23 protein-coding genes are annotated in these 22,613 nt (G+C 35.9%); 1 reads left to right on the top strand and 22 read right to left on the bottom strand.

Going from position 1 to position 22,613, the window contains the following annotated elements; all coding sequences use genetic code 11:
- Window positions 1–20: 20 nt before the first annotated feature.
- From RJ47_RS12715 to wecB, 9 genes are read right to left on the bottom strand one after another with little or no spacing between them, the layout of a single operon-like run.
- Complete coding sequence (locus RJ47_RS12715; RefSeq protein WP_039484201.1) at window positions 21–581, bottom strand: sugar transferase; 561 nt, start codon at window positions 579–581, stop codon at window positions 21–23.
- Window positions 578–1,492 carry an NAD-dependent epimerase/dehydratase family protein gene (locus RJ47_RS12710; RefSeq protein ID WP_039484199.1) on the bottom strand — a complete coding sequence of 305 codons (915 nt, stop codon included), beginning with the start codon at window positions 1,490–1,492 and terminating at the stop codon, window positions 578–580. The genes RJ47_RS12715 and RJ47_RS12710 overlap by 4 nt, the downstream gene beginning before the upstream one ends.
- An 8-nt stretch (window positions 1,493–1,500) precedes the next feature.
- Window positions 1,501–2,778, bottom strand: coding sequence for a polysaccharide pyruvyl transferase family protein (locus RJ47_RS12705; protein WP_039484197.1), 1,278 nt, complete (start codon window positions 2,776–2,778; stop codon window positions 1,501–1,503).
- The gene (locus tag RJ47_RS12700) at window positions 2,778–4,079 is read right to left on the bottom strand and encodes a hypothetical protein (protein ID WP_039484195.1); all 1,302 of its coding nucleotides are present in this window, start codon (window positions 4,077–4,079) and stop codon (window positions 2,778–2,780) included. The genes RJ47_RS12705 and RJ47_RS12700 overlap by 1 nt, the downstream gene beginning before the upstream one ends.
- Window positions 4,076–5,152, bottom strand: a complete 1,077-nt coding sequence (locus RJ47_RS12695) for a glycosyltransferase family 4 protein (protein ID WP_039484193.1) — start codon at window positions 5,150–5,152, stop codon at window positions 4,076–4,078. The genes RJ47_RS12700 and RJ47_RS12695 overlap by 4 nt, the downstream gene beginning before the upstream one ends.
- Window positions 5,139–6,476, bottom strand: a complete 1,338-nt coding sequence (locus RJ47_RS12690) for an O-antigen polymerase (protein WP_039484191.1) — start codon at window positions 6,474–6,476, stop codon at window positions 5,139–5,141. Before RJ47_RS12690 ends, RJ47_RS12695 begins: the two co-directional genes overlap by 14 nt.
- Window positions 6,469–7,596, bottom strand: coding sequence for a glycosyltransferase family 4 protein (locus RJ47_RS12685; protein ID WP_039484189.1), 1,128 nt, complete (start codon window positions 7,594–7,596; stop codon window positions 6,469–6,471). Before RJ47_RS12685 ends, RJ47_RS12690 begins: the two co-directional genes overlap by 8 nt.
- Before the next feature lie 2 nt (window positions 7,597–7,598).
- Window positions 7,599–8,930 (bottom strand): hypothetical protein, encoded by a 1,332-nt coding sequence (locus RJ47_RS12680; protein WP_156143323.1) that lies wholly within the window; start codon window positions 8,928–8,930, stop codon window positions 7,599–7,601.
- A 37-nt stretch (window positions 8,931–8,967) separates the two neighbouring features.
- Complete coding sequence (gene wecB, locus RJ47_RS12675; protein ID WP_039484185.1) at window positions 8,968–10,098, bottom strand: non-hydrolyzing UDP-N-acetylglucosamine 2-epimerase; 1,131 nt, start codon at window positions 10,096–10,098, stop codon at window positions 8,968–8,970.
- 585 nt (window positions 10,099–10,683) lie between these two features.
- On the opposite strand from wecB, the gene wecA reads away from it, so the two are divergent.
- Window positions 10,684–11,727, top strand: coding sequence for a UDP-N-acetylglucosamine--undecaprenyl-phosphate N-acetylglucosaminephosphotransferase (gene wecA, locus RJ47_RS12670; protein ID WP_039484184.1), 1,044 nt, complete (start codon window positions 10,684–10,686; stop codon window positions 11,725–11,727).
- 22 nt (window positions 11,728–11,749) lie between these two features.
- On the opposite strand, the gene RJ47_RS12665 is transcribed toward wecA, so the two are convergent.
- From RJ47_RS12665 to RJ47_RS12605, 13 genes are read right to left on the bottom strand one after another with little or no spacing between them, the layout of a single operon-like run.
- Complete coding sequence (locus tag RJ47_RS12665) at window positions 11,750–12,808, bottom strand: DUF1972 domain-containing protein (protein WP_039484182.1); 1,059 nt, start codon at window positions 12,806–12,808, stop codon at window positions 11,750–11,752.
- Window positions 12,808–13,353, bottom strand: a complete 546-nt coding sequence (gene rfbC / locus RJ47_RS12660) for a dTDP-4-dehydrorhamnose 3,5-epimerase (RefSeq protein ID WP_039484180.1) — start codon at window positions 13,351–13,353, stop codon at window positions 12,808–12,810. Before rfbC ends, RJ47_RS12665 begins: the two co-directional genes overlap by 1 nt.
- Window positions 13,354–13,356: 3 nt before the next feature.
- Window positions 13,357–14,244, bottom strand: a complete 888-nt coding sequence (gene rfbD / locus RJ47_RS12655) for a dTDP-4-dehydrorhamnose reductase (RefSeq protein WP_039484179.1) — start codon at window positions 14,242–14,244, stop codon at window positions 13,357–13,359.
- Window positions 14,245–14,257: 13 nt separating this feature from the next.
- On the bottom strand, window positions 14,258–15,130 hold the full coding sequence (gene rfbA / locus RJ47_RS12650; protein ID WP_039484177.1) for a glucose-1-phosphate thymidylyltransferase RfbA: 873 nt from the start codon (window positions 15,128–15,130) through the stop codon (window positions 14,258–14,260).
- On the bottom strand, window positions 15,130–16,206 hold the full coding sequence (gene rfbB / locus RJ47_RS12645; protein WP_039484175.1) for a dTDP-glucose 4,6-dehydratase: 1,077 nt from the start codon (window positions 16,204–16,206) through the stop codon (window positions 15,130–15,132). The genes rfbA and rfbB overlap by 1 nt, the downstream gene beginning before the upstream one ends.
- Window positions 16,207–16,213: 7 nt before the next feature.
- Window positions 16,214–17,602 carry a hypothetical protein gene (locus tag RJ47_RS12640; RefSeq protein ID WP_038213177.1) on the bottom strand — a complete coding sequence of 463 codons (1,389 nt, stop codon included), beginning with the start codon at window positions 17,600–17,602 and terminating at the stop codon, window positions 16,214–16,216.
- A 1-nt stretch (window position 17,603) separates the two neighbouring features.
- A complete protein-coding gene (locus RJ47_RS12635; protein ID WP_039484173.1) occupies window positions 17,604–18,707 on the bottom strand; it encodes a DegT/DnrJ/EryC1/StrS family aminotransferase in 1,104 nt (367 codons plus the stop codon).
- A complete protein-coding gene (locus tag RJ47_RS12630; RefSeq protein ID WP_038213182.1) occupies window positions 18,704–18,916 on the bottom strand; it encodes an acyl carrier protein in 213 nt (70 codons plus the stop codon). Before RJ47_RS12630 ends, RJ47_RS12635 begins: the two co-directional genes overlap by 4 nt.
- Entirely contained in the window at window positions 18,909–20,531 is a 1,623-nt protein-coding gene (locus RJ47_RS20700) for an HAD-IIIC family phosphatase (RefSeq protein WP_052237952.1), read from the bottom strand. The genes RJ47_RS12630 and RJ47_RS20700 overlap by 8 nt, the downstream gene beginning before the upstream one ends.
- The gene (locus tag RJ47_RS12620) at window positions 20,509–20,913 is read right to left on the bottom strand and encodes a VOC family protein (protein WP_039484171.1); all 405 of its coding nucleotides are present in this window, start codon (window positions 20,911–20,913) and stop codon (window positions 20,509–20,511) included. Before RJ47_RS12620 ends, RJ47_RS20700 begins: the two co-directional genes overlap by 23 nt.
- The gene (locus tag RJ47_RS12615) at window positions 20,910–21,452 is read right to left on the bottom strand and encodes a GNAT family N-acetyltransferase (RefSeq protein ID WP_052132394.1); all 543 of its coding nucleotides are present in this window, start codon (window positions 21,450–21,452) and stop codon (window positions 20,910–20,912) included. Before RJ47_RS12615 ends, RJ47_RS12620 begins: the two co-directional genes overlap by 4 nt.
- Entirely contained in the window at window positions 21,445–22,173 is a 729-nt protein-coding gene (locus tag RJ47_RS12610) for a class I SAM-dependent methyltransferase (RefSeq protein WP_052237951.1), read from the bottom strand. Before RJ47_RS12610 ends, RJ47_RS12615 begins: the two co-directional genes overlap by 8 nt.
- Window positions 22,166–22,573: a sugar 3,4-ketoisomerase gene (locus RJ47_RS12605; protein WP_038213187.1), complete on the bottom strand. Its 408-nt coding sequence runs from the start codon at window positions 22,571–22,573 to the stop codon at window positions 22,166–22,168. The genes RJ47_RS12610 and RJ47_RS12605 overlap by 8 nt, the downstream gene beginning before the upstream one ends.
- Window positions 22,574–22,613: the final 40 nt, after the last annotated feature.

Below are 22,613 nucleotides of genomic sequence, written 5' to 3'. Positions count from 1 at the left end.
CTAACGTTACTCATTATTCTTTATTTGTCTTTTGAGTTTACGGCATCACCTGAGCCACTACCAGTCGCTGTCATCAAGATATACTTGAAATAATCCTTTAATGTCAGCGTATCTATCATTTTTTTATCTGTCTTAGCCAGAAGTTCTGGTGTAGACATATCAATGTTCTGCACTTGAGCTAACCCAGTTACTCCCGGTAAAACATCGTACACGCCTTGTGCATCACGCTCTCGAATCAACTCTTCTTGGTTAAACAAATTAGGGCGAGGACCAACTAGACTCATTTCGCCTTTCACAACATTTATTAATTGCGGTAGCTCGTCAATTTTAGTTTTACGCAAAAATCCACCCAGCTTTGTGATGGAGGCATCACTCGCTAAATGACTAGCAACCGATTTTGTCTCAACCGACATGGTACGAAACTTGATAAGTTTGAATGGTTTTTTATTACGGCCAACACGCTCTTGCACAAAAATAGGAGAGCCAGTATCAAATAGACCAATGATAGTAACAATGAGTAATATTGGCCATAAGAAAAGCAACCCAAAGAGTGATGCTATAAAGTCTATTACACGAGTCATTTATTCACCTTTTCGTCCACCAACAAAGACTCCCTCATTGTATATTTTTGTTTCCAATTTAAAGTCGTATTTGCTAATGTGGAATCAATTTCTAAGTTTCCAATAATTTGTTCAACCAGAGAAGATTGCCCTAATAACTTGCCAACATAAATCATAAGCCATTTTGGAACGGGTAACTGAATTATTTTTTTATTTTTTGCCTCTGCTATATTATTCGTAATATCTTTAATAGACAAAGGTTCAGATTCAGCGATTAAAAAAGTCTTATTTGAAGCTTTAGGGTGATATGCACAAACAAGTATGAAATCAACTAAATTATCAACAGATATAACGTTTCTCTTATTATTAATTGAACCAAAAGGTAATATAGGAAAGTAGCCGACAAGTTTTTGTAGCAAACCAAAATTACCGGGAGCTTTTTTTCCATATACTAATGGGGGACGAATAATAACGACCTCCATATTAGTTGATAGCGACAATTCAAGCAATGCCTTTTCCGCCTCGAACTTTGACTTCGTATAATGATTATTGGGATTTGGTATACTTTCTTCGGTAAATTTTTCATTGAAAGATGAATTACCCAAAACTCCAATAGAACTAATAAATATAAATCGTTTAACTCCGGCCTCAGCAGCTTGTATAGCTAAATTTAATGTCCCCAAAAAGTTAACTTTTTCGTAATCTAATACCGATTGAGCGTTACCATGAGCCACCGAAGCTAAATGTATCAAAACTGAGATTTTCGATAAGCCCTCATGCCAGTTTGTATCAGCAGAGATATCACCAACTGTATAACTAGACTTGTTCGGACACGGTTTTCTGACAAAAGATCTATATGAAATATTCCTTTCTTGAATTAACTTGATAAGAGACGTTCCAACAAAGCCACTTCCACCTGTAATACCTAGCACAAAAACACCTATTTTTTCAAATTGCTAAAAGCAGGGTCTTCAATTATCTCCCTACGAACGTGTTCCATTCTATTTTTAATTTTTCCACGGAAAAAATCGTTATTATCGATTAAGGTAAATATCCTTTTTTCTAGAGCATCTAAGTTTTCGTGATTAACATCATCAATGTTCATCATGAAATCATCCATAGAAAATTGCTTCATGATGTTAGCTTTATAACCAGAATACGAGATAGCGAAAGAAGGAACAGAAGAACAAAGTGCAAATATGACAGAATGGAAACGAGTACCAATCAATATTTTTGCTTTAGAATACAACTGCATAAACTCAATTGCATGCATATGTTCGTATTCAAACTTAAAAATATTTTTATACTTTCCTTCAAGTAGTGACTCAAATTTCTTAGTTATTATTATATCATTTTCAAAACTATTTGGCCCTTTTACGTGAGGTACAATCAATGGGGAAAGAGAATATTTTTCATAAATACTTATACATAAATTCCGCATTGATTCTAGGTATGCTTGTTCGCCATTTTCATTTTTAAAATCATGTTGCCTTAAAGTAACGACAAAGAAATTGTCATAATCAAATTCTCTACAATTTTTCAAAGTGATATCATTCATCAAAAATGCATAATCACTTGTAGAATAAGTCTTACTTTTATCAACACCAATTAACTCTAATGCGCCTATAGATACAGACTCACGCACAGATAAACCTTCAGAATTATTCAATACCGTTCTGACTAATGCGGTGTTAAACTTCGAAAGAAGTGTATCTTGATAAAAAGGCCCATAGGACTGAGCTAATAGTGAATATTTCACACCAAGATGTTTGGAGATAATTATTGGATATAAACACTTTATAAGATGAACAACACTATGAAGCCCTCTTCGATCATGTATAAAGTGTCCACCTTTAGAAACAACCACATCAGCCAAACGTATTTCCCTAATATAATCATTCTTTGAGGAACGGCTAAAAGGTATTAGTGACAAATTTTTAAAAAAACTAGCAATTTCTGACATTTTATCAAAAAAACTATCATTATAAGTTTTTTTGAATGGAGAGGGTATAAGTTTTATAGATATACTAGGAAAAACCTCTATAATTTTATCAATACTATCACTATAAAACTCATTGACCTCGTTAAGTTCTGATAGAACAGTTACGGAAAGTTTATCTCCATATTCCATATAAAATCGTTGAATTACACTCATTACTATCGCACTATCACCAGAATTAAGATCTGACCAACCATTAGTAATTACTAACTTACACATTATTTATCTCCAACAACAGCATTTACTATATTATTCATTTCATTGGAAATATAAGCCCAATCAAATTCTTCAATTTCTTCATTGCTATAATAATCAATTTTGTCATTCAGGTTAATAACAAAACGTTCGAAGCTGTCTTTTATACAGTTTTCACTATTGAGCGAAGTTTCTCCACGCTCATAAAATTCAATCATGTCTGAAACTGCGTCATATTGATATGACACTGAAAATATGGGGGTTCTAGACGCTAAATATTCATAAATCTTACCCGGAACCTGGAGAGCACCTTTATTACCAAAAAAAAGCAAACCATCAGAATTACTTTGATAATTAACCACTTGATCGAACCTTATATTTCCAATAAATTGAACATTTATACAATCAGGGAATGATATCGATTTAACCATATTAAGAACATAATCTTCCATGTGCCCCGCAATTATTATATTAACTTTGACAGGAATATTTTGTACTTTTGATATTGCATGAAAAAAATTCTCGGGATTACGAATATCTTTGTAAAAGATGCCAGAATAGAATAAATTCAAAGTCTCTGATTTTTTATTTTCAGCATCTCGATTGGCGCGAAACATCTCGTAATCAACACCCTGCTTTACCACACTAACATCCGGTAATTTTTTAAATTTAGATTCAAAAGCTTGTTTGGTTGTATCTGTAGTAACCGTTATATGATCACTAGATCTAATAATCTTTGATTCAACAATACGATCTAACCAACGGCGAAAGTGCGGAACCGTTTCAGACGACGGATTGAATGACCATGGATCTCCATAATCCATGATCCATTTCATGCCAAACTTTCTTTTTAATTTATATCCAAGTAGATGCGTTGAAAACGGAAAGCCTACTGTTACTATAAGATCAACTTTATCAACACGATTTATTTCTAGAAATTTATTTTCCGCACTTTTATTCCAAAAAATCATTCTATCTGGGAATATACAAGAGCGAACAACCGATTTGTATATTTTTTTGACAAAACTTTTGTTCAAAACTTTTTTTTCATAGTCAATAGTATCTGAACTTTCATCAAGTTTTACTTTTGATGGATACATTTTTCTGTACAAAAAACCAGGCGATGTTCTATGAATCGCAAAGTCATCCTTTATATCATCAAGCTTTGATTCGTTATATATTGGATCATTTTCGCTTGGTTCAATAGTTATTAAATTAACATTATATTCATTAGATAAATGAGAACAAAATTTATTCCATGCTATACCTCTTCCAGCACCAATAGGTGGAAAGTTATACATAAACACAACTATATTTTTCTTCATTTCAAGCACTCTTCATATTCGTATACAATACTATCAACCATCGTGCTAAGTGAAAATTTTTGTGAAATTCGAATTGACTCTCTAGACATACTCTCTATATTTTCTTTCTTAATTTTAGAAAATGCTCGGTAAAAATCATCTCTATCACCAGGCTTGACTAAAAATCCATTTTTCCCATTTTCCACAATTTCAGGAATGCCTCCAACCACAGTACTAACAACAGGAAGTCCACAGTTAATAGCTTCAACTAATGTATAAGGAAGTCCTTCATCCATAGATGGTGCGATTAATACATCCGCCTTTAAGAACACATCGTTAATACTATCAGTATGACCTTTAACATTAACATTAGTTAATTTTTTGGCTCTTATGTAATCATCTATATATGCATCCAAATGCCCTGAACCGTATATCTCAAACTTAACTTCATCCTCGTTTAATGACTCCCTATCAATCAGGTCCATTAGGTGAGATACGCCTTTCTGTTCAGTCAAGCGCCCTACGAATATGACGTTTTTAACTTTACGTTTAATATTTCTGGACGAATTGAAGTTACTAAAGTCAATCCCATTATAAATACATTTAACTCTATCTTTATTATAGCCTTGATCAATTAACTCAGACCTAGAATAATTAGAAACAGCCAAAGTCAAATCATCTTGCCCCTTAAACACGTGGAGTAATCGGTGTAACTGTAATTTTTTTTTACCGGAAGGCACCCAAAGTCCATGCGAGGTAGAAACCAATTTAATTTTTTGACCGGTAAATTTTTTTAAAAGAAGCTTAAGTATGCGAGCGAAGATTAGCGCTCTAGCTGCATGAGCATGTATTATATCTGGCTTCTCGTCTCTAACTATTTTTAGTATTTTGAAAAAGTCAATAAAACCACGTCCCATGGGAGTAGCAATACCTTTATCCTTTATACCCTCGATAAGAGAGTTTCCGTCAGAATAAATTAATTTTGCATCTATACCTTTATCATATATATTATTAACAATATCAACCACATGCTTTTCAGAACCGCCATATGGTGAGCCATTTAATATAAGATATAATACTTTATATTTTTTCATAACCACTTTTTTTTGTTGAATAAACTAACCATAACATTACAAGTATGGGTACTTCTAATATAACCATCATATTAACTGTAGAATTAATCAAGCCGCCATATAAATAACTCATAGGTTTCAACATAAAGAAAGGATACCAAAATAAGAAAAAATCGTTTGTATTAAAGTAGTTATAAGCAAAGTTTAAGTAGGATATCAGTCTTCCAAATAAAAATGACCCTACAACTATACCTACAATACCAAAATTCAAAAGTAACTCACTTAACATAGTAAAATCAGTCACGAGAAATCTTTCAGCTTGTGCTGGGTGATATATCTGTGTCATCTGTGAATTAAAATTGTATGGCTTATCTGGGAAAATGCTTCTCGGAATTGGAGATGAAAGAAAATCTACAAATGACTGACCGATATAGTAATCTACTGGATTTTTTACGACACGAATAAAATTATCAAACTGTACATACCTATCTAATATATTACCCAGTACATCAGAAATAACGATAGTATTATTAACGGATGTCACTCCATCTCGGTACATTCCATACCAACCAGAAAATATTATAAATACAAATACAAATGATATTATTCTTATCCAATCTGAACGACCGGTAATTTTGTATTTATAAAAAAATAACATTAATATTGGCACTATAATCATTCCTCTTCCTCCCAACGTAAATGTCACAAGAAAGTTAATAACCAATATAATAAAAGTAGAAAGTAGTAAGAGCCTATTTTTTGTTTTAAAATACATAACCGCATTTATAAACAAGGAGGTTTGCAAAATTAATAATACGAATGTTTGAACATATAAGCCACCGGAGTTTTGCATATCAATACGATTAGCTAGTACATTAGATATTAACTCTACTGGATTAAGCGTTCCCATTTTAGTAGCATAAACCGCAATACCAATAGTTACCAAAACAAATGATCTGATAATTAAAGTAGAACTAACAACAACTCTATTAGATAGATTTTTATAAGTAATCAGTATTATTTTTTTATTTTTAATTATCAATGCTAATGTGAAGAAAAATATAAAAATCAAATAGTAAAATAATGGTAGAACAAGATCGTCTTTTGGAAACTTATCAACCTCTAGTATATACATACCTTTTATAGAAAAAGGTATTAACATACCAACATAAGTTATGACTATAGGACTAAATATATCACGTATCTTATTGTAACATATGAAAACACCACCTATTATCATAATTTGTGATATGAATATAAGCCATCCTGCTAAAGAGTCTAGGTAGTTAACATTACAGATCAAGCATACTAGAATTAATATTGCTAATATTTTTGATCTATTCACTTTTGTTACCTAAACACTCAGAATAAATATTACCCATCACTTTTAACACTTCTTTATCTGAGTATTTTTCAACTGATTTTATTGCGTTAAACTTCATTTTCTTATAAGTAGATTTGTCATTGTAAATTTTAAAAACTCTATCTGAAAATAATTCCGAATCATAATCTTCAACGACAAAGCCATTAACACCATCATTTATGATATCACGATTCCCACGGCAATTTGTAACGACACAAGGTAACCCACTGGATAGCGACTCCATAATATTGACTGGCAACCCTTCTTGTAAAGCAGTAGAAACTGAAAGGTCAGATAATTTCATGAGATCACTAACATCATTTCGATAACCTAAAAATTCTACAATATTATCTAAATTCAATAATGTACATTGTTTACGCAAATTAGTTTCTTCATTACCTTTACCTACTAATAATAGTTTTAAGTTATCAATTCGAGTCGTTAATTTTGCTATCGATTCCAACAATAACTTTTGATTCTTTCTTTTACTAAGCTCTCCCACATATATCAAAACGAATTCATTTTCACTTAAATTATTCATTTCACGCAGTCTTAATTTTTCTTTATCAGTTGGACATCTATATTTATCTAAGTTTATACCAACACCATCAACTAAATAGACGTTTTTACAACCAAATTTATTACGAATAGTGGCATTGTAATCTTCGTCATTAATTGTAATAAGGGTATCTGTTTGAAATGATAATAATTTTTCAACTGGATAATAGATTAACCAGTTGAAAATTTTTGCTCCTTTATAAAAATGAAATCCATGAGCTGTGTATATTATTTTGGACCTTTTCCCGGTCATAAAGTTAGCTAATCTGACTAATATACTCGCAACCGGTGTATGCGTGTGAATAATTTCGTATTTATTTTCTTTCAATAATTTCTTCAATTTCAAGAAAGCTATAAAATTATTATATGACCATGGACTTCTTTCAAAAGAAACTTCATATTTAACATCAACATATGGAACATTTTCATTTCCATTTGAGGCCACAGACACTTGAAAGTTTTTACTTTTGAACCACCGGAGATATGGTATATGAAAATGTCTAATATGCTGATCAATCGTAGCTACAAATAATACTTTTTTCATATTTACTTGATAATCTTATATATTAATAATGGGAGAAGTGGCAATGTTAACATTGTATATACATATTCATAATTACTATTAGCTAATGTCATAAATGTAACTACAAATAAAAAATCAAAAATCCAATATTTATACTCTATAGCTTTCATATTCTTTGACAAAAGATAATCTGAGACCACATATTTAGTAAATGACACAATAACTAATAGTATCAAACAGTTTTCTAAACTATCACTATATATATATATCATCGAACTAAATACAATTGATAAAATCAAAGTGAATATGTTTACTTTAAGTAAATCTGACTCCTTTCTTAAAGCTTTCATGTAAGAGTTTGTCAATATTGATGTTTTAGTTTCAAATAGCATTATTGGAAAAACTAAAGGAAGATATTGCAGCGCGTTATTGAAATTAGGTAACCAAAGTGACATTATGCTATATAATGGAAAATATAAATTACAAAGAATCAGCAAAAACATAAAAAGGTAAAACCTTATTTTTATATATACTTCTTTCCTTAGTTTTTCGTTGATGTTTCTTAAAGCCGGGAATAATACTATACTGATAGAGTTTATGAATACTACAAATAATGTAGCTAAGCTTAATGTTAGTGAGACTTCCCCGAAAGCCAAAATTCCCCATTTGGCTTCAATCATATACCTGACTACACCAAATATAAGTAAACTACAAATGAATGAAAACATTAACTTAAATCCTGAGTATATAAACTTTTTTGTGTCTTCAAACCCAAGTATTAAAGTTGCGCAGTTTACATTTTCATAAAAAAGTATACTTTTACATCTATAAGAAGAAATAGTCAAAGCGACAAGTCGAGAAAGAAGATCAACTAAGATAATCATTTCAAACTTAACATCATAAAACAACAATACTATCGTTACACCAATTACTAAAGTTACTTTTTCAATAATAATGATACTTGAGTATTCTTTTATCCTGCTTGTCGCTTGTAATAGAAATTGACTATAACTTCTAATATTAGTTAACAGTAAACAAACTGCAATGTAAAAAGTAACTTGAGCATAATTATCACTTAACGTTGTAGATATGATAATTATGCTTACAGCTAAGAAAATCTGGAATAGTATGAACGAATAATAATTAGAGGAAGTTCTCTCCTTATTTATCGAGTCAAAATTCTTTCCTCCATTATTCAAATAAAAGCCATCACTCCAACCTAAATGCAAGAAACCGACATAAGATGAATAAAAGATGTATAACTGCCAGTAGCTATATTCTTCTAAGCCAATAAACTTTGGTAAGACTAATATTATAAATGCAGAAGCGAATATACTAAGAGCATTACTAGCCATAGCTCTTAGAATGTCCGTCAATACCTTTTTTTTTATATTAGTCATTATTTAAAATAGCGTTAATAATACGTTGACTTGCTTTCCCATCACCATATGGGTTATGGGAAAAACTCATTTTTTTATATTCATCTTGATCGTCTAGTAACAAATCAAGACTCTCTGTAATTTTCGTTACATCTGTCCCGACAAGCTTTACAGTGCCCGCTTCGACTGCTTCAGGTCGCTCAGTAGAATTTCGCATTACAAGTACTGGCTTTCCTAGTGATGGAGCTTCCTCCTGAATGCCGCCCGAATCGGTTAAAATAATGTACGCGCGACTCATCAAGTAGATAAACGGAAGGTATTGCTGAGGCTCGATAAGATGCACGTTATCTACGTTGGATAAAATGCGATTTACTGGCTCCTTTACGTTTGGGTTCAAGTGAACTGGGTATAGGATTTGCGCATCAGGGTTCTCTTTTGCTGTGCGTGCCAGCGCCTCACAAATGCGCTCGAACCCACCACCAAAGCTTTCACGGCGATGTCCGGTGACCAAAATCAACTTTTTATCTTCTTCCAGCATTGGGAACTGTGCCGCGAGCTGAGCGTTCAATACGGCATCATTGTAGATCTTGTCTTTCACCATAAGTAACGCATCAATCACTGTGTTGCCGGTGATACAAATCTCCGCTGGGTTGATGTTTTCTTTTATTAGGTTATTTTGAGAAGTTTCAGTTGGCGCAAAATGATACTTTGCAAGCGCACCAGTTAACTTGCGGTTTGCCTCTTCAGGCCAAGGCGAATAGATGTTGCCAGTGCGTAATCCAGCTTCTACATGACCAACTTCAATTTGCTCGTAATAAGCAGCAAGGCTCGCGGCAAAAGTAGTGGCTGTATCACCATGAACAAGAACCACATCCGGCTTAAACTCTTGTAGCACAGGTTTGAGCTCCAACAAGATACGTGCGGTAACGTCATTAAGTGATTGTCCTGCCTTCATCAAGTTCAAATCATAATCTGGCGTTATCTCAAACAGATCAAGTACTTGGTCAAGCATTTCACGGTGTTGAGCTGTCACACAGCACTTTGCTTCGAATCGTTCGTCTTTTGCAAGTGCACGAACAAGAGGTGCCATTTTGATGGCTTCTGGACGCGTACCAAAAACCGTAAGGATTTTTTTCTTAGTCATAACAACTCATATAAAAAGAATAGAGGAATAGGGTTATAAATACTCTTCAATGTACGTAAACCACCCATTGTTCAACGCAAGTTTAAGCCCTATGTAAACAATAGATTTATCTACATATCTGGTTGAGATTCAAAAAGAGGCTTACAATATTCGAACTTATTGCAAGAATTTAGACACGCTACCGCCCTTAGGTTTGACTCCTAAAAGCAGATAACAGAACATCCAAGTTGTAAGTAGAATCCTAATTTCGCGATAGTATACAGAATTATCTATACTAATTAAAAGGCGACTAGCAGTGTCATTGCAATGAGATATGGTATTCGTGACCGTTTAAGTGCATCTTGCAATATGAGTCACATAAACTTCCATTTTTACTTTCAAAAATAACAATAAGCTTGCCAAATTTTAGAATAATACTCTGCCATCTATACTAACTTTACGCACCGACAAATTTGGTTACTTTTGAGTAGTAACTCTAAATATTTGCACGCGAATCTCGACCGATAGACTTCCATGGCGTTTCTTTATCTTCTGTAGCTTATCCTTTAGAATGTTGGCCTATCCCACCTGTTTATAGCCTTGGATATGCTGATACCTTTTATCGATCTCTCTTTTCTGTTTTTCTTTTCCCTAACTACCATTTTCGTCATGAGAAAGGCAGCAAGAAGCATAGGGTTGGTAGACAAACCCAATGAACGCAAACTGCACACTGGTAGCATTCCTTTAGTTGGTGGCATTAGCATTTGCATCTCTTTGCTCTACTTTCTGTTCAATAATCCAAGCATTATCCCGCATGCGACGCTGTATGGTGGGTGTATCATTGTTCTCGTCACGGTTGGCGCATTGGATGACCGGTTTGATATTAACTTTAAGATTCGCTTTGCTGTTCAAGCGGTTCTATCCGTTGCAATGATGATGCTCGGCAATATTGAACTCGCTACTATCGGGGATATGTTTGGTACAGGCGAGATCATCACACTAGGTTGGTTTGGATACATAGTGACCATTCTCGCGGTAATCGGTGCGATTAACGCATTCAACATGGTGGATGGTATTGATGGGTTGTTAGGAGGCTTATCGATAGTAACATTTGGCGGCCTTGGGATTATGTTGGCCTATGATGGGCAAATGAATATTGCCTACCTTTGTATGGTCATGATCGTGATTATGCTGCCCTATATTATGCTTAACTTGGGCTTCTTTGGCGTCAGACGCAAAGTATTTATGGGTGATGCTGGCAGCATGCTGATTGGCTTTACGGTGATTTGGTTTCTATTACTCTCAAGCCAAAATGGCACCAACCCACCACTAAGACCTGTAACCGCCCTATGGCTTATCGCTGTACCGCTAATGGATATGACAGCTATTATGATTCGACGTATTCGACGCGGGGATTCTCCATTTAAGCCAGACAGAGAACACTTACACCATTTATTCCAAAGGCTCGGGTTAAGTTCAACCAGCACATTACTTGCGATTTGCAGCTTGGCTTCAACATTCACTGCCGTTGGTATTATTAGCGAAATTTATGGCGTATCTGAGTTTATTATGTTTTATCTATTTTTGGTATGTTTTGCCATCTATAGCTATCTATTAGCCAAGATAGGAAAAATTTCACAAAAAAAATAGGGGAATACCCCCTATTTTTTATCTAGTAGGCTTGTTCATAAAGCCGAGTGATTTCTTTCCATGTATAACGTTTATTCGCTATCGTTTCCATCAGTTTGCCATTTTCGCTTAATCTATTTGAGTCCAAGTTTTGTAACATGCTCACTAGAATAGAACTGTCTGCGAAATAATCAGCTTTATTATCTGTACTATAGCGGTTAAAGCTGCAGTCAAATGCGAATATTGGCACTCCAAAATGCATCATTTCAACTAAAGATGGGTTGGTTCCACCTGCCGAATGGCCGTGTAAATACAAAGAGCAGCTTTTTCTCAGTTTATATAACTCATCTAAATCATAAATCGGCTCTATCAGCTCTATATTGTCATATTGAGCATATTTACTTTTAAGCTCTCGACCGAACGCACTAGCTTGCCAATTACCAACAAACTTGAGCCTTTTTTCAACTTTAGAAAAGGCTTCAAGAATAAGATGAACGTTGTTTTCTGGCTCTATTCGACACAAACCAAACGCAAAGTCATCACAAACTGGTACTTGGTTATCCATCGATGGACGTAGGGCATGATCTCCACCATACGCAATCGTGAGATTGGGTTTAGCGTACTCTGAAGTCACGTAGTCACCAATCGCTTTATTGTCAGTGACAACGACATCAGAATACTTAACCGCAATAGACTCCGACAACTTCAAGAACTTTCGTGCCCACTTACCCCATTTGTCCCGTTTCCATTCCAGCCCATCGATATTGGTGATCACTTTGGCTTTAGAGAACAATTTAAAAATCGGCAAAAAACAACAGCCTGAAACGCCCAAGATTAAGACGGTATCGGGTTTGGTTTTCCAGCACTTAATCAGCGATAGGATGTCATAAGGTATACTTTGGACACCGTTTGCATTTAACGGCAAATAGATCAGCTCAGCACCATTGTGAGATGCTAATTGCTCTTCATAGGATTTACTGGAACAGAAGACCTGGTACTCGATATGATCAGAACGATATTGAGTTAAGTTTTCAACTAATGATTCAAACCCACCGTAACACGCGGGGATCCCGACGGTACCTACCACTGCAATTTTCTTCATTACAGCAGTACCTGGTCAGACATGAGTGGGGCGGTTGAGTCCTTTTCACTAAGGCTAGGCTCGATTGTGATTGGCCATTCAATGCCGATATTTGGATCATTCCAAATGATTGAGTGTTCGGCTTTAGGGTTATAGTAGTCAGTACACTTGTAAACAAATTCAGCTTCTTCACTGGTTACATAAAACCCATGAGCAAAGCCTTCTGGAACCCATAACTGACGTCTATTCTCAGCGGATAAATACACGCCCACCCACTGGCCAAAGGTCTCTGAGCCTTTTCGAATATCAACGGCGACATCAAAGACCTCTCCGGAAATAACTCGCACGAGTTTCCCTTGAGTATTCTCAGTCTGATAATGCAAACCGCGGAGGATACCTTGCCTTGATTTCGAATGATTATCTTGCACAAAAGGAGTTTTACGCTTAGTCACAAGCTCCTCAAAACGCTGTTGATTCCACGTCTCCATAAAGAAACCACGCTCATCACCAAACACGGTAGGCTCGATGATTTTTACGTCAGGAATGGCTGTATCTATTACTTTCATGAATTAACCGTTGTTTTGGTAGGCTGATAAATCGTTTAAAGCTCGTTGCCAATCGCTCGCTTCAATTTCAAAATGATTAAAGATCTTTTGGACATTTAGCTTAGAGTTCGCAGGGCGCGTTGCCGCAGTGGGATACTCTGCTGTCGTGATTGATTTCAAGACTGGTTGCTTTGCAATTAACGTTTGTTTTTCTGCAGCAGAAAAAATCGCACGCGCAAATTCATACCAACTCACATGAGGCAGTCCAGAGAAATGGTAGGTGCCATATTCCACATCTCTACCAGTCGTGATCTGGTCGCTTATCAACACCAGCGCTTTGGCGATGTCCAGCGCATATGTTGGGCCACCCAGCTGATCACCAACAATATTGAGGTTGTCGTGCGTTTCAGCCAATCTCAGCATGGTCTTTACAAAATTATTGCCATACTCACTAAACACCCACGCAGTGCGCAAAATGATATGCCGCTCGCAAGCACTAGCAACCGCCAGCTCACCTTCGAGTTTGGTTTGACCATATACACTCTGAGGAGCCGTTTGATCTTGCTCCGAATAAGGCTCAGCGTTTTTTCCATCAAAAACGTAGTCGGTAGAAATATGCAGCAGTGCCGCCCCTACCTTTTGTGCTGCTTCTGCTAGAAACGACGGTCCATCACGATTGATCGCGGCAGCTAGTTGGGTTTCACTTTCTGCTTTATCTACAGCCGTATATGCTGCTGCATTAATGACAACATCAGGCGAAAAAGCGACAACAACACTGTCGACCTCTTGCTTATTAGTAATATCTAACTTATCGCGATCTAGCGCTATAAACTCTACATCGTTACGTGCCTCAAGCAGTCGAACTAAGCTCTGCCCTAATTGGCCTTTACTGCCTGTAACTAAGATTTTCATCGCCACAACCTCGTTAATTAGCCACTAAGCGCGCTAAGTACTGTCCGTATTCATTTTTCATCATAGGTTTCGCGATATCTAAAATCTGCTCTGATGAAAGCCAGCCGTTGCGCCACGCGATTTCTTCCAGACAAGCCACTTTCAAACCTTGAACATTTTCAATTGTTTGAACAAATGAAGAGGCCTCATGCAAACTTTCATGAGTACCCGTATCTAGCCAAGCAAACCCTCTTCCAAGAAGCTCCACATTAAGAGTTCCATCATTGAGGTACATTTCATTTAACGTGGTGATCTCTAACTCTCCGCGAGCTGAAGGCTTAACTTGTTTAGCCATATCAACTACGCGATTATCATAAAAGTACAAACCAGTGACTGCGTAGTTTGATTTCGGCGTAAGCGGTTTTTCTTCGATAGAAATCGCTTTCATCTGGTCATCAAACTCAACAACACCAAAACGTTCTGGGTCTTTTACTTGATAGCCAAATACAGTCGCCAATCCTTGAGAAGTGAGCTCGCACGCACGGGTCAGTTGCTGGCTAAATGATTGGCCATAAAATATGTTATCACCAAGCACCAAGCATACCGAATCCTCACCGATAAACTCTTCGCCAATAAGAAAAGCTTGGGCTAAGCCATCAGGGCTTGGTTGAATCGCGTATTCGAGGTTGATACCAAAATCTGAGCCGTCTCCCAGTAAACGTTTAAAGCCCGCATTATCTTCTGGAGTGGTGATGATTAAGATATCTTTAATCCCAGCCAGCATCAGTGTTGAAATAGGATAGAAAACCATTGGCTTGTCGTATATTGGTAACAGCTGCTTTGATACCCCCCTTGTAAGTGGGTACAAACGAGTGCCTGAGCCTCCAGCTAAAACGATGCCCTTCATTATGATTTCTCCGTATTTGAGATCCCTAAACGCTCACCGGCATATGAACCATCTAGAACACGTGACCACCACTGTTTGTTGTTTAAATACCACTCAACCGTTTTTCGGATACCCGACTCAAACGTTTCTTCTGGTTTCCAGCCTAATTCACGTTCAATTTTGGACGCATCAATCGCATAACGAACGTCATGGCCAGGGCGATCGGTTACGTAAGTAATCAAATCTAGATATTGGTCAACGCCTTCTGGTTTAGTTGGCACCAACTCTTCTAGCAATGAACAAATGGTCTTAACGACTTCAATATTAGCTTTTTCATTATGGCCGCCAATATTATACGTTTCACCGACCTCACCTTCAGTGACAACTTTGTAAAGTGCACGCGCGTGATCTTCTACAAATAGCCAATCGCGGATCTGCATACCATCACCATACACTGGCAAGGCTTTACCATCTAAGGCATTCAAAATCATCAATGGTATTAGCTTTTCAGGGAAATGATATGGACCATAGTTATTAGAACAGTTCGTGACGATCGTTGGTAAGCCATAGGTACGTAACCAAGCACGCACTAAGTGATCTGATGACGCTTTAGAAGCAGAGTATGGACTAGATGGCTCATAAGATGTCGTTTCTGTGAACAGATCATCTGTACCTTCTAAGTCACCATAAACTTCATCTGTAGAGATATGATGAAAACGAAAAGCCTGCTGCTTCTCTTGAGGTAACTCATTCCAATAATGACGAGTCGCTTCTAGTAAGGTGTATGTTCCAACAATATTAGTCTCAATAAATGCAGCAGGACCGTCAATAGAGCGGTCGACATGCGATTCAGCAGCTAAGTGCATCACTGCTTCAGGCTTGTGCTCATGAAAAACTCTATCCAGCTCAGCTCGATTGCAGATATCAACGTGCTCAAAGACATAGCGTTCACTATTCTCTACAGCCGTTAACGACTCGAGATTGCCAGCATAAGTAAGTTTATCAAGGTTGATAACAGTGTCTGCTGTATTTTCAATGATGTGGCGAACAACTGCCGAGCCGATAAAGCCTGCACCGCCTGTGATTAAGATTTTCACTATTTACCTACTTATTAATAAATGCTTTGCTAAGTTTTATACCTAACTTAAAGGGCAATTTGACAAATGAATAGTTCTGAATGATGAACTTTAATTTGACTACACCACTAAGTGATTTAATTGACATCAACTTTCCAAAATCGGAGAAATTGTAGTCAAATTTTCCCTGTTTAATAAACAAATTCATATCATTTCGAGAAGTCACTAATGATGGGTCAATACTATGACACTTCATATTCAATGCACTAAGGTACCGTTCTTTTACAAAAGAGCTCTTATGTACACGTAAAACTGCGTTAAACAAGCTACTAGACGAAGATTGATGACTATTTATGGACTCGAGTAATGTATTTTTCCTTACAGCATCAAGTGGCGTATAACCACAAGCGTCAGCGTATATAGCAACAGGCCTCAAGGAGTTTAAGTACATTTCAACAAATGCTGTTCCTCCCCCAATTGGGGAAGTATCAATACAAGTATCACACTTTTTAACCATATCCATATATTTATTATATGGAAGGGATTTGCTTATTTTTATTCGACTTGGAAATTTAATTTTTAAAGGCCACCACCAGTAATCTGTAGCCTTTGCACCTATAACGTTTAAATTATATTCTTTATTTAGACTAAAAAGTTTATTAATCTCACGCTGAATTGAAGTTCTTTTGTTTGGCTTCATTTTATAAGACGAGCCTGCAATGATTATATTTTTAATATTATCATTGAATACAGGTCTTTTATTAACTTCAACAGGAATCCCTAGAAAGCTATTAACATATTTTTTATTTTCTAAGCTAGAATCGATACAGTATCCTCGATAGGATATATCTAACATAATATCTATAACTGATCGACCATAAGAAAATAAATGGTCTGCATGATTAACGAATAAGACTTTAATTTCTGGGTTTACTTTTCTCAAAAGTCCTACTGCTATAACAGTTTTAATATCATCAGGATGTATGTGTAAAACCAATTTTGAATAGGCAGACATAAAATCCATCATTTTTATAATTGACAATATCAATGACTTTTCGTTTATGCATTTAATTTTGGAGAAAAATGAAGATAACCGGTGAATTACTTCTTCTTCATAAGTTCCTGTAACCAGCAATGAAGAATCTTCATTCTCCATCATTGATAACTTTTCGCATAACCTTGTATGTCCGCCAGTTAGGTAAGGCGTCGTTATAACATGACATATATTCCTATTTGTTTCCCTCTTATTAAAATTAACCAGAACATGTGAAAAGTCTTCAATCAGCCTATTTTCAAAATCAATGGCTTCATAAATTGGGTATTTTACAACCAGTTTAGCATATAACTCAGCTATATTAATTTTCGACTCTAGATCAGTTTCAGCAATAGCTAAATTTGGAAAGTCTAAAATCTTCATATCAATTAGAAAACTTATTGATTAACTCGACGCAAATCCTTACATCCCCAGTCTCTAGTACCGAACTAATAGGCAAACTCAATACATCCTTATGTAACTCTTCACTAATAGGAAGATGTAGCTCGTTCCACTCAGAATAAGCAAGTTGCTTATGCGGCGCTATAGGGTAATGAATTAAGGTTTGAATACCATTATCACTTAGGTACTTTTGTAATTTTTCACGATATTTGGTCTTAATTACAAACAAATGCCAAACATGACCTTCCGCATAGCTTACAAGTGGTAACTCAATTAGAGGGTTGCTAATCCCCTCCAAATATTGTTGCGCCACTGCTTGCCTTGCTTTTGTCTCTCGATCCAAGTGCTTTAACTTAACACGTAGCATCGCAGCTTGAATCTCATCAAGACGACTATTCACACCTTTATACTTATTCTTGTACTTTTCGTGTGAGCCATAGTTTCGTAAAGCAGTGAGTACTTCAAACAACTCTTCATTATCTGTTGTAATCGCACCGGCATCACCCAAAGCGCCCAAGTTTTTCCCAGGATAGAAGCTGAACGCACCAGCATCACCCCAAGTACCTGCTTTCTTTCCATCAAGAAGTGCACCGTGTGATTGAGCACAATCCTCCAAGATTAATAAATTGTGTTCATTAGCGATGCTCACAATCTCATCCATCGGAGATATTTGGCCATACAAGTGCACAGGAAGAATTGCTTTTGTACGCTCAGTAATCGCACTCTTGATGCCTTCCGCTGCTAAATTGAAGGTCTTAGCATTTGGCTCGACAAGTACAGGTGTTAAATTATTCTCTGAAATAGCTAGAATTGAAGCAATATAGGTATTTGATGGAACAATAACTTCATCGCCATCCTCCAATTTACCTAACTCTTTCCAAGCCCTTAAAGTTAAGATAAGTGCATCTAAACCGTTCGCAACACCAATACAGTACTTAGAACCGCAATACTCAGCAAATTCTTGCTCAAATTTATCCAGTTCATTACCCATGATGTACCAACCGGAATCAATGACTCGTGAACATGCGTCTTTTAAATCTTGATGGTACTGTTGATTAATTTCTTTTAAATCTAAAAACGGAATCATACCTTATCGCTCAGAATATTCATGATGTCCTTAACAGAGGTTAATCGAGAAAAATCTTCTTGGCTAACATCGAGGTTAAATTCTGACTTAAGCTCTATCATAAGCATCACATGATTAAAAGAATCCCATTCATCTATAGTTTCCATAGAAGAATCAATGTCTACATCAACACCTAAAACTCGTGTCATAACTTCAATTAATTTATTCAAAATTCACCTCTATAGATAAGTTAAGATCTTCAATCCCTTTGAAAGAATAAGTAGTTTCCAATTCAGATTCTGAAGTAATATCAAATCCTAGTTCTAAGTATTTTTTCTCTAACTGCTGATTTTTAAGTGTAGGCCTGTATGTTAAGGTTAGTTTTTCACCATCATAGATATTAGTCACAAACCAATTAAACAGTACATTCTCAACTTTTTTACCTAGGACTCTACAACTCATTAAAAAATTATCGATGTGGTAGGAGTTTCCTTCTCTAAAAACCACCATAAGAGCTGTTACACCATAATCACCAAATTTATCTTCAACTCGACAAGTTACAACATCTGCAGTTTTACTCTTGATAAAATTGAGAAGATCATTTTTGCTATAGCGCTTAGTCGTGAAGTTAAATTGGTTTGTTTTCTGCGCTAGCTGGAATGCTCGTTCTAGGTCATCTTCATCATTAATCTTGATATGCAGCTTCATATCAAGACCATTAATAAAAGAGTCCAAGTCCCTAAATTTTTTCTTCTCTTCAGTTCTTTGGATATTCTCCAGATACTGACGATGTTTAACTTTATCTTCAGAAGTTAATAAGCTTGATGAAAAGTATTTTCTATCAATCAGAGATATGAATCTAAGCAAATCCATATCTTTCGGAAACTCGGGAACAATGGCTTTGGTTCCTTCCTTAACTAATTGACGCTCTGAGGGAGAATCATCAATAAAAACCAAACTATCGTCACCAATGTTTAACTCATTGGCAATTTCCAACACATTGATATCTTTACGCTCCCAGTTAACTTTATGCACGATAAAGTCATCCCATTCCAAAACCATATTTGGGTGCTTATCAAATATTAGCTTGGCATCTTCCAAATTATTTTTTGAACATGCTGCTAGCAAAACACCTTTGTCTTTTAGTTTTTTTATCTCTAATTGGAATTGAAGGAATTGTTCACCAAGCCTATCTGAACCAACATTTACACCTAATGCATCTTCTCCAGCAATTCCTCCCCATAGCGTGTTGTCAAAATCTAAAACAAGACACTTTTTTCTACTTGATAATAAGGAGCCAATACAATCTGAAATTTCATCAGAAATCAACTCAAGACCGTGCTTAGAAAATGGATTATCGCTAAATATTTGAATGCTATTATCTGTAAGAGAGTAGTAACCATACTCTTCGTAAATAGACAACAAATCAAAAATATGAACATTACTATTTTTAGAAACGATATGCTCAATATGATCGTTAATCGTTCTCTGGGCTATTTTACTTTGGTAATAAATACCATCACTATTTGTACTTGTGATTCCTCGAGGAATAAACGCATTACTAACTAGTAAAGTACCAACACCCTGACTATTCTCAGCATAGCTCTCAACTAAATCCAGTAACAAACCTTGAACTTCATCTAAGGACATCGATTGCAATAGTGTACTGTAGTCTAAAATTAGCAACGCAACATCATGCCCTTGTTTGTATAGAGAGCTCGTTGGTATACTAATCAACTGCATGTATTGATTATACTCAGAATCAACTATTTCACAGTCAATCTTACCTGAAATAAATCGAGCCAAGAAACCCGAAGAGAAGTTACTCAGTGTGACAACTTTCATATAACTCTACCATTCCAGCGTGTTTAGATAAAAGGAAAGCCACATTGCAGTTTCCTAACGCAATCGCAGGCTGAGGGGGCGAAATTAAAACAAACCCTTGCTCTGATAGTGTGGCTATCTTGTCTTGAATATCATCTGTAAAATAACAAATATGATAAATGCTATTTTTGCTCTTCGACAACATTCCTTTGACAATTGATTTTTCAGAAGCAGACTCAATCAACTCAATCAATTCACCTGATGTAGAACGAATAAATTGAATGTTAATTCCTCGAATCTCGTCAAAATACAACTTATCGAATTCTACATACCCTAAAGAACTAAATTCTTTAACACTATCTTCGATTGATGTAGTTAGGTAACCAAAGTGGTGAATTTTCATAGAAACACCTCGATCATTTTAAGACAACGAGATTTAATGCTAGGAAACATATCGATACTCACGACTCCGCGGTAAATATCTTTATTATACTCCGGCTCAAAAGCAGGGTTCTTTGGCACACTAGCACCAAACTTTCTATGAAAGCTGACGACCTTCTGGTTATCAGCCAAGGTTCTAGTGTAAACTTCTGATAACTCTAACGTATCAAAGGCAAATTGATGAATTAATAAAGCAGACTCTAAACTTTCTAGCGCACTACCATTACATATCCAACGGCCGAACTCACCACATTCATCTTTTACATTGTATAGTGATATAGTTCCAATCGGCTCTGAACAACTATTTAAAATAATAAAGTAGTAACTTGAAGAGTCTTGAGATTCATTTTTCATCCAAGCTATTTGATCATTTAAAGAGCTAGACGTTTTATTAATAAACTCTGCATTGTTTTCTTGGGTTCTGAGTGCAACAATAAACTCTGCATCATTTATTTCTACAGGCTTTAACGATACACATTTTCCCTTATATACCTCAGTCATTAGATAACTTCGCCACTATAAATATGTCACCGCATAACTCTGGTAAATCATCCCCTAAAGCAATAAATCCATCGATCATTTTTCTATTCCAGTCATTAGATATTTGACTATTTGCTAAAGGCTTAATCATAACACCACCAAACTTACTTATCTTCAACCCAGCATCTGATACTGTTTCTTTAAAATTACTAGGATAGAAAACTATCTGATGTCCAAGTTCAACATCACGTTCATTTAGTGTATCAGGCGTCTCCAACAGACCCATTTTGACCGCAGCTAATCGATGTAGAGAGTTAGCGTTAGGAACTGAGATGTATAAGATTGTATCCTTATGCATCAAGCTCTTAACCTTCTTTAATGCCAATACGGGGTCAGTTAAGTGCTCCAAAATATGGCTCATGACAATCACATCAAACTTGTCATCAGACTCAAACTCTTCAATATAGCTTTGAGCAAACGTAACGTTTTCATACGATAGTCGATCAGCAAGAATATCTATCGTTGTTTGTGCGGCATCAACTGCTGTCACTCGCTCAAAATGCTCGCAAAGCATCGAGGTGAAAACGCCATCACCCAATCCAAACTCGATTACTGAACGATGTTTATCTGAACAAAGTGAAGTAAGGTTCGAGAACTCCTTGAAGCGAACAGCTTCTTCTAGATCTCTCCAGTCATCATGCATTGAATCATAGTTTTTAGCGATTTCTTCAATATCACGCATTTTTCACCACTTCCTTTAAAAACTCATCATAATCGCGAATGTAATCCGCCTCTTCATAATAATCACTAGCTAACACAATTAGCACGCAATCTTCAGAAAAATCATGCATTTCGCGCCATTTATGGTTATCTATATACAATCCAACATTTGGAGAGTCCATCAATATTGACTCTCTAGTTTGGCCATCATCCAAGGTAAAACGGCAAGACCCTTTTACACATACAGCGACTTGTTGGAGGTTTCTATGTGCATGAAAACCACGACTTACATCTTGTTGTGTGTCAAAAATATAGTAAATACGTTTGATATCAAAAGGAATATTCTTATTCTGCTCAAGGGAGATAAGACTACCCCGGTCATCACCAAGTACATTGAACTCTAGCGTTTTTATTAAACTCATTCTTCACCGTAAAACAAATCAAGTAGTTATGTTCCAAACA

The sequence above is a fragment of the Vibrio sinaloensis genome (assembly GCF_000808535.1).
GTDB lineage: Bacteria > Pseudomonadota > Gammaproteobacteria > Enterobacterales > Vibrionaceae > Vibrio > Vibrio sinaloensis_D.
Note: the sequence above shows the minus strand (reverse complement) of the source record. Positions and strands in the feature narration are given on the sequence as shown.

Bases quoted from the DNA above. Each gene is read 5' to 3' on its own strand.
- RJ47_RS12680 (WP_156143323.1), bottom strand. From the start codon at position 8,930: ATGGCTAGTAATGCTCTTAGTATATTCGCTTCTGCATTTATAATATTA.
- RJ47_RS12715 (WP_039484201.1), bottom strand. From the start codon at position 581: ATGACTCGTGTAATAGACTTTATAGCATCACTCTTTGGGTTGCTTTTC.
- RJ47_RS12665 (WP_039484182.1), bottom strand. From the start codon at position 12,808: ATGAAGAAAATTGCAGTGGTAGGTACCGTCGGGATCCCCGCGTGTTAC.
- RJ47_RS12685 (WP_039484189.1), bottom strand. From the start codon at position 7,596: ATGAAAAAAGTATTATTTGTAGCTACGATTGATCAGCATATTAGACAT.
- rfbD (WP_039484179.1), bottom strand. From the start codon at position 14,244: ATGAAAATCTTAGTTACAGGCAGTAAAGGCCAATTAGGGCAGAGCTTA.
- rfbC (WP_039484180.1), bottom strand. From the start codon at position 13,353: ATGAAAGTAATAGATACAGCCATTCCTGACGTAAAAATCATCGAGCCT.
- rfbA (WP_039484177.1), bottom strand. From the start codon at position 15,130: ATGAAGGGCATCGTTTTAGCTGGAGGCTCAGGCACTCGTTTGTACCCA.
- RJ47_RS12700 (WP_039484195.1), bottom strand. From the start codon at position 4,079: ATGAAGAAAAATATAGTTGTGTTTATGTATAACTTTCCACCTATTGGT.
- RJ47_RS12610 (WP_052237951.1), bottom strand. From the start codon at position 22,173: ATGCGTGATATTGAAGAAATCGCTAAAAACTATGATTCAATGCATGAT.
- RJ47_RS12605 (WP_038213187.1), bottom strand. From the start codon at position 22,573: ATGAGTTTAATAAAAACGCTAGAGTTCAATGTACTTGGTGATGACCGG.
- RJ47_RS12635 (WP_039484173.1), bottom strand. From the start codon at position 18,707: ATGATTCCGTTTTTAGATTTAAAAGAAATTAATCAACAGTACCATCAA.
- wecA (WP_039484184.1), top strand. From the start codon at position 10,684: ATGCTGATACCTTTTATCGATCTCTCTTTTCTGTTTTTCTTTTCCCTA.
- RJ47_RS12640 (WP_038213177.1), bottom strand. From the start codon at position 17,602: ATGAAGATTTTAGACTTTCCAAATTTAGCTATTGCTGAAACTGATCTA.
- RJ47_RS12620 (WP_039484171.1), bottom strand. From the start codon at position 20,913: ATGAAAATTCACCACTTTGGTTACCTAACTACATCAATCGAAGATAGT.
- RJ47_RS20700 (WP_052237952.1), bottom strand. From the start codon at position 20,531: ATGAAAGTTGTCACACTGAGTAACTTCTCTTCGGGTTTCTTGGCTCGA.
- RJ47_RS12615 (WP_052132394.1), bottom strand. From the start codon at position 21,452: ATGACTGAGGTATATAAGGGAAAATGTGTATCGTTAAAGCCTGTAGAA.
- wecB (WP_039484185.1), bottom strand. From the start codon at position 10,098: ATGACTAAGAAAAAAATCCTTACGGTTTTTGGTACGCGTCCAGAAGCC.
- RJ47_RS12705 (WP_039484197.1), bottom strand. From the start codon at position 2,778: ATGTGTAAGTTAGTAATTACTAATGGTTGGTCAGATCTTAATTCTGGT.
- RJ47_RS12695 (WP_039484193.1), bottom strand. From the start codon at position 5,152: ATGAAAAAATATAAAGTATTATATCTTATATTAAATGGCTCACCATAT.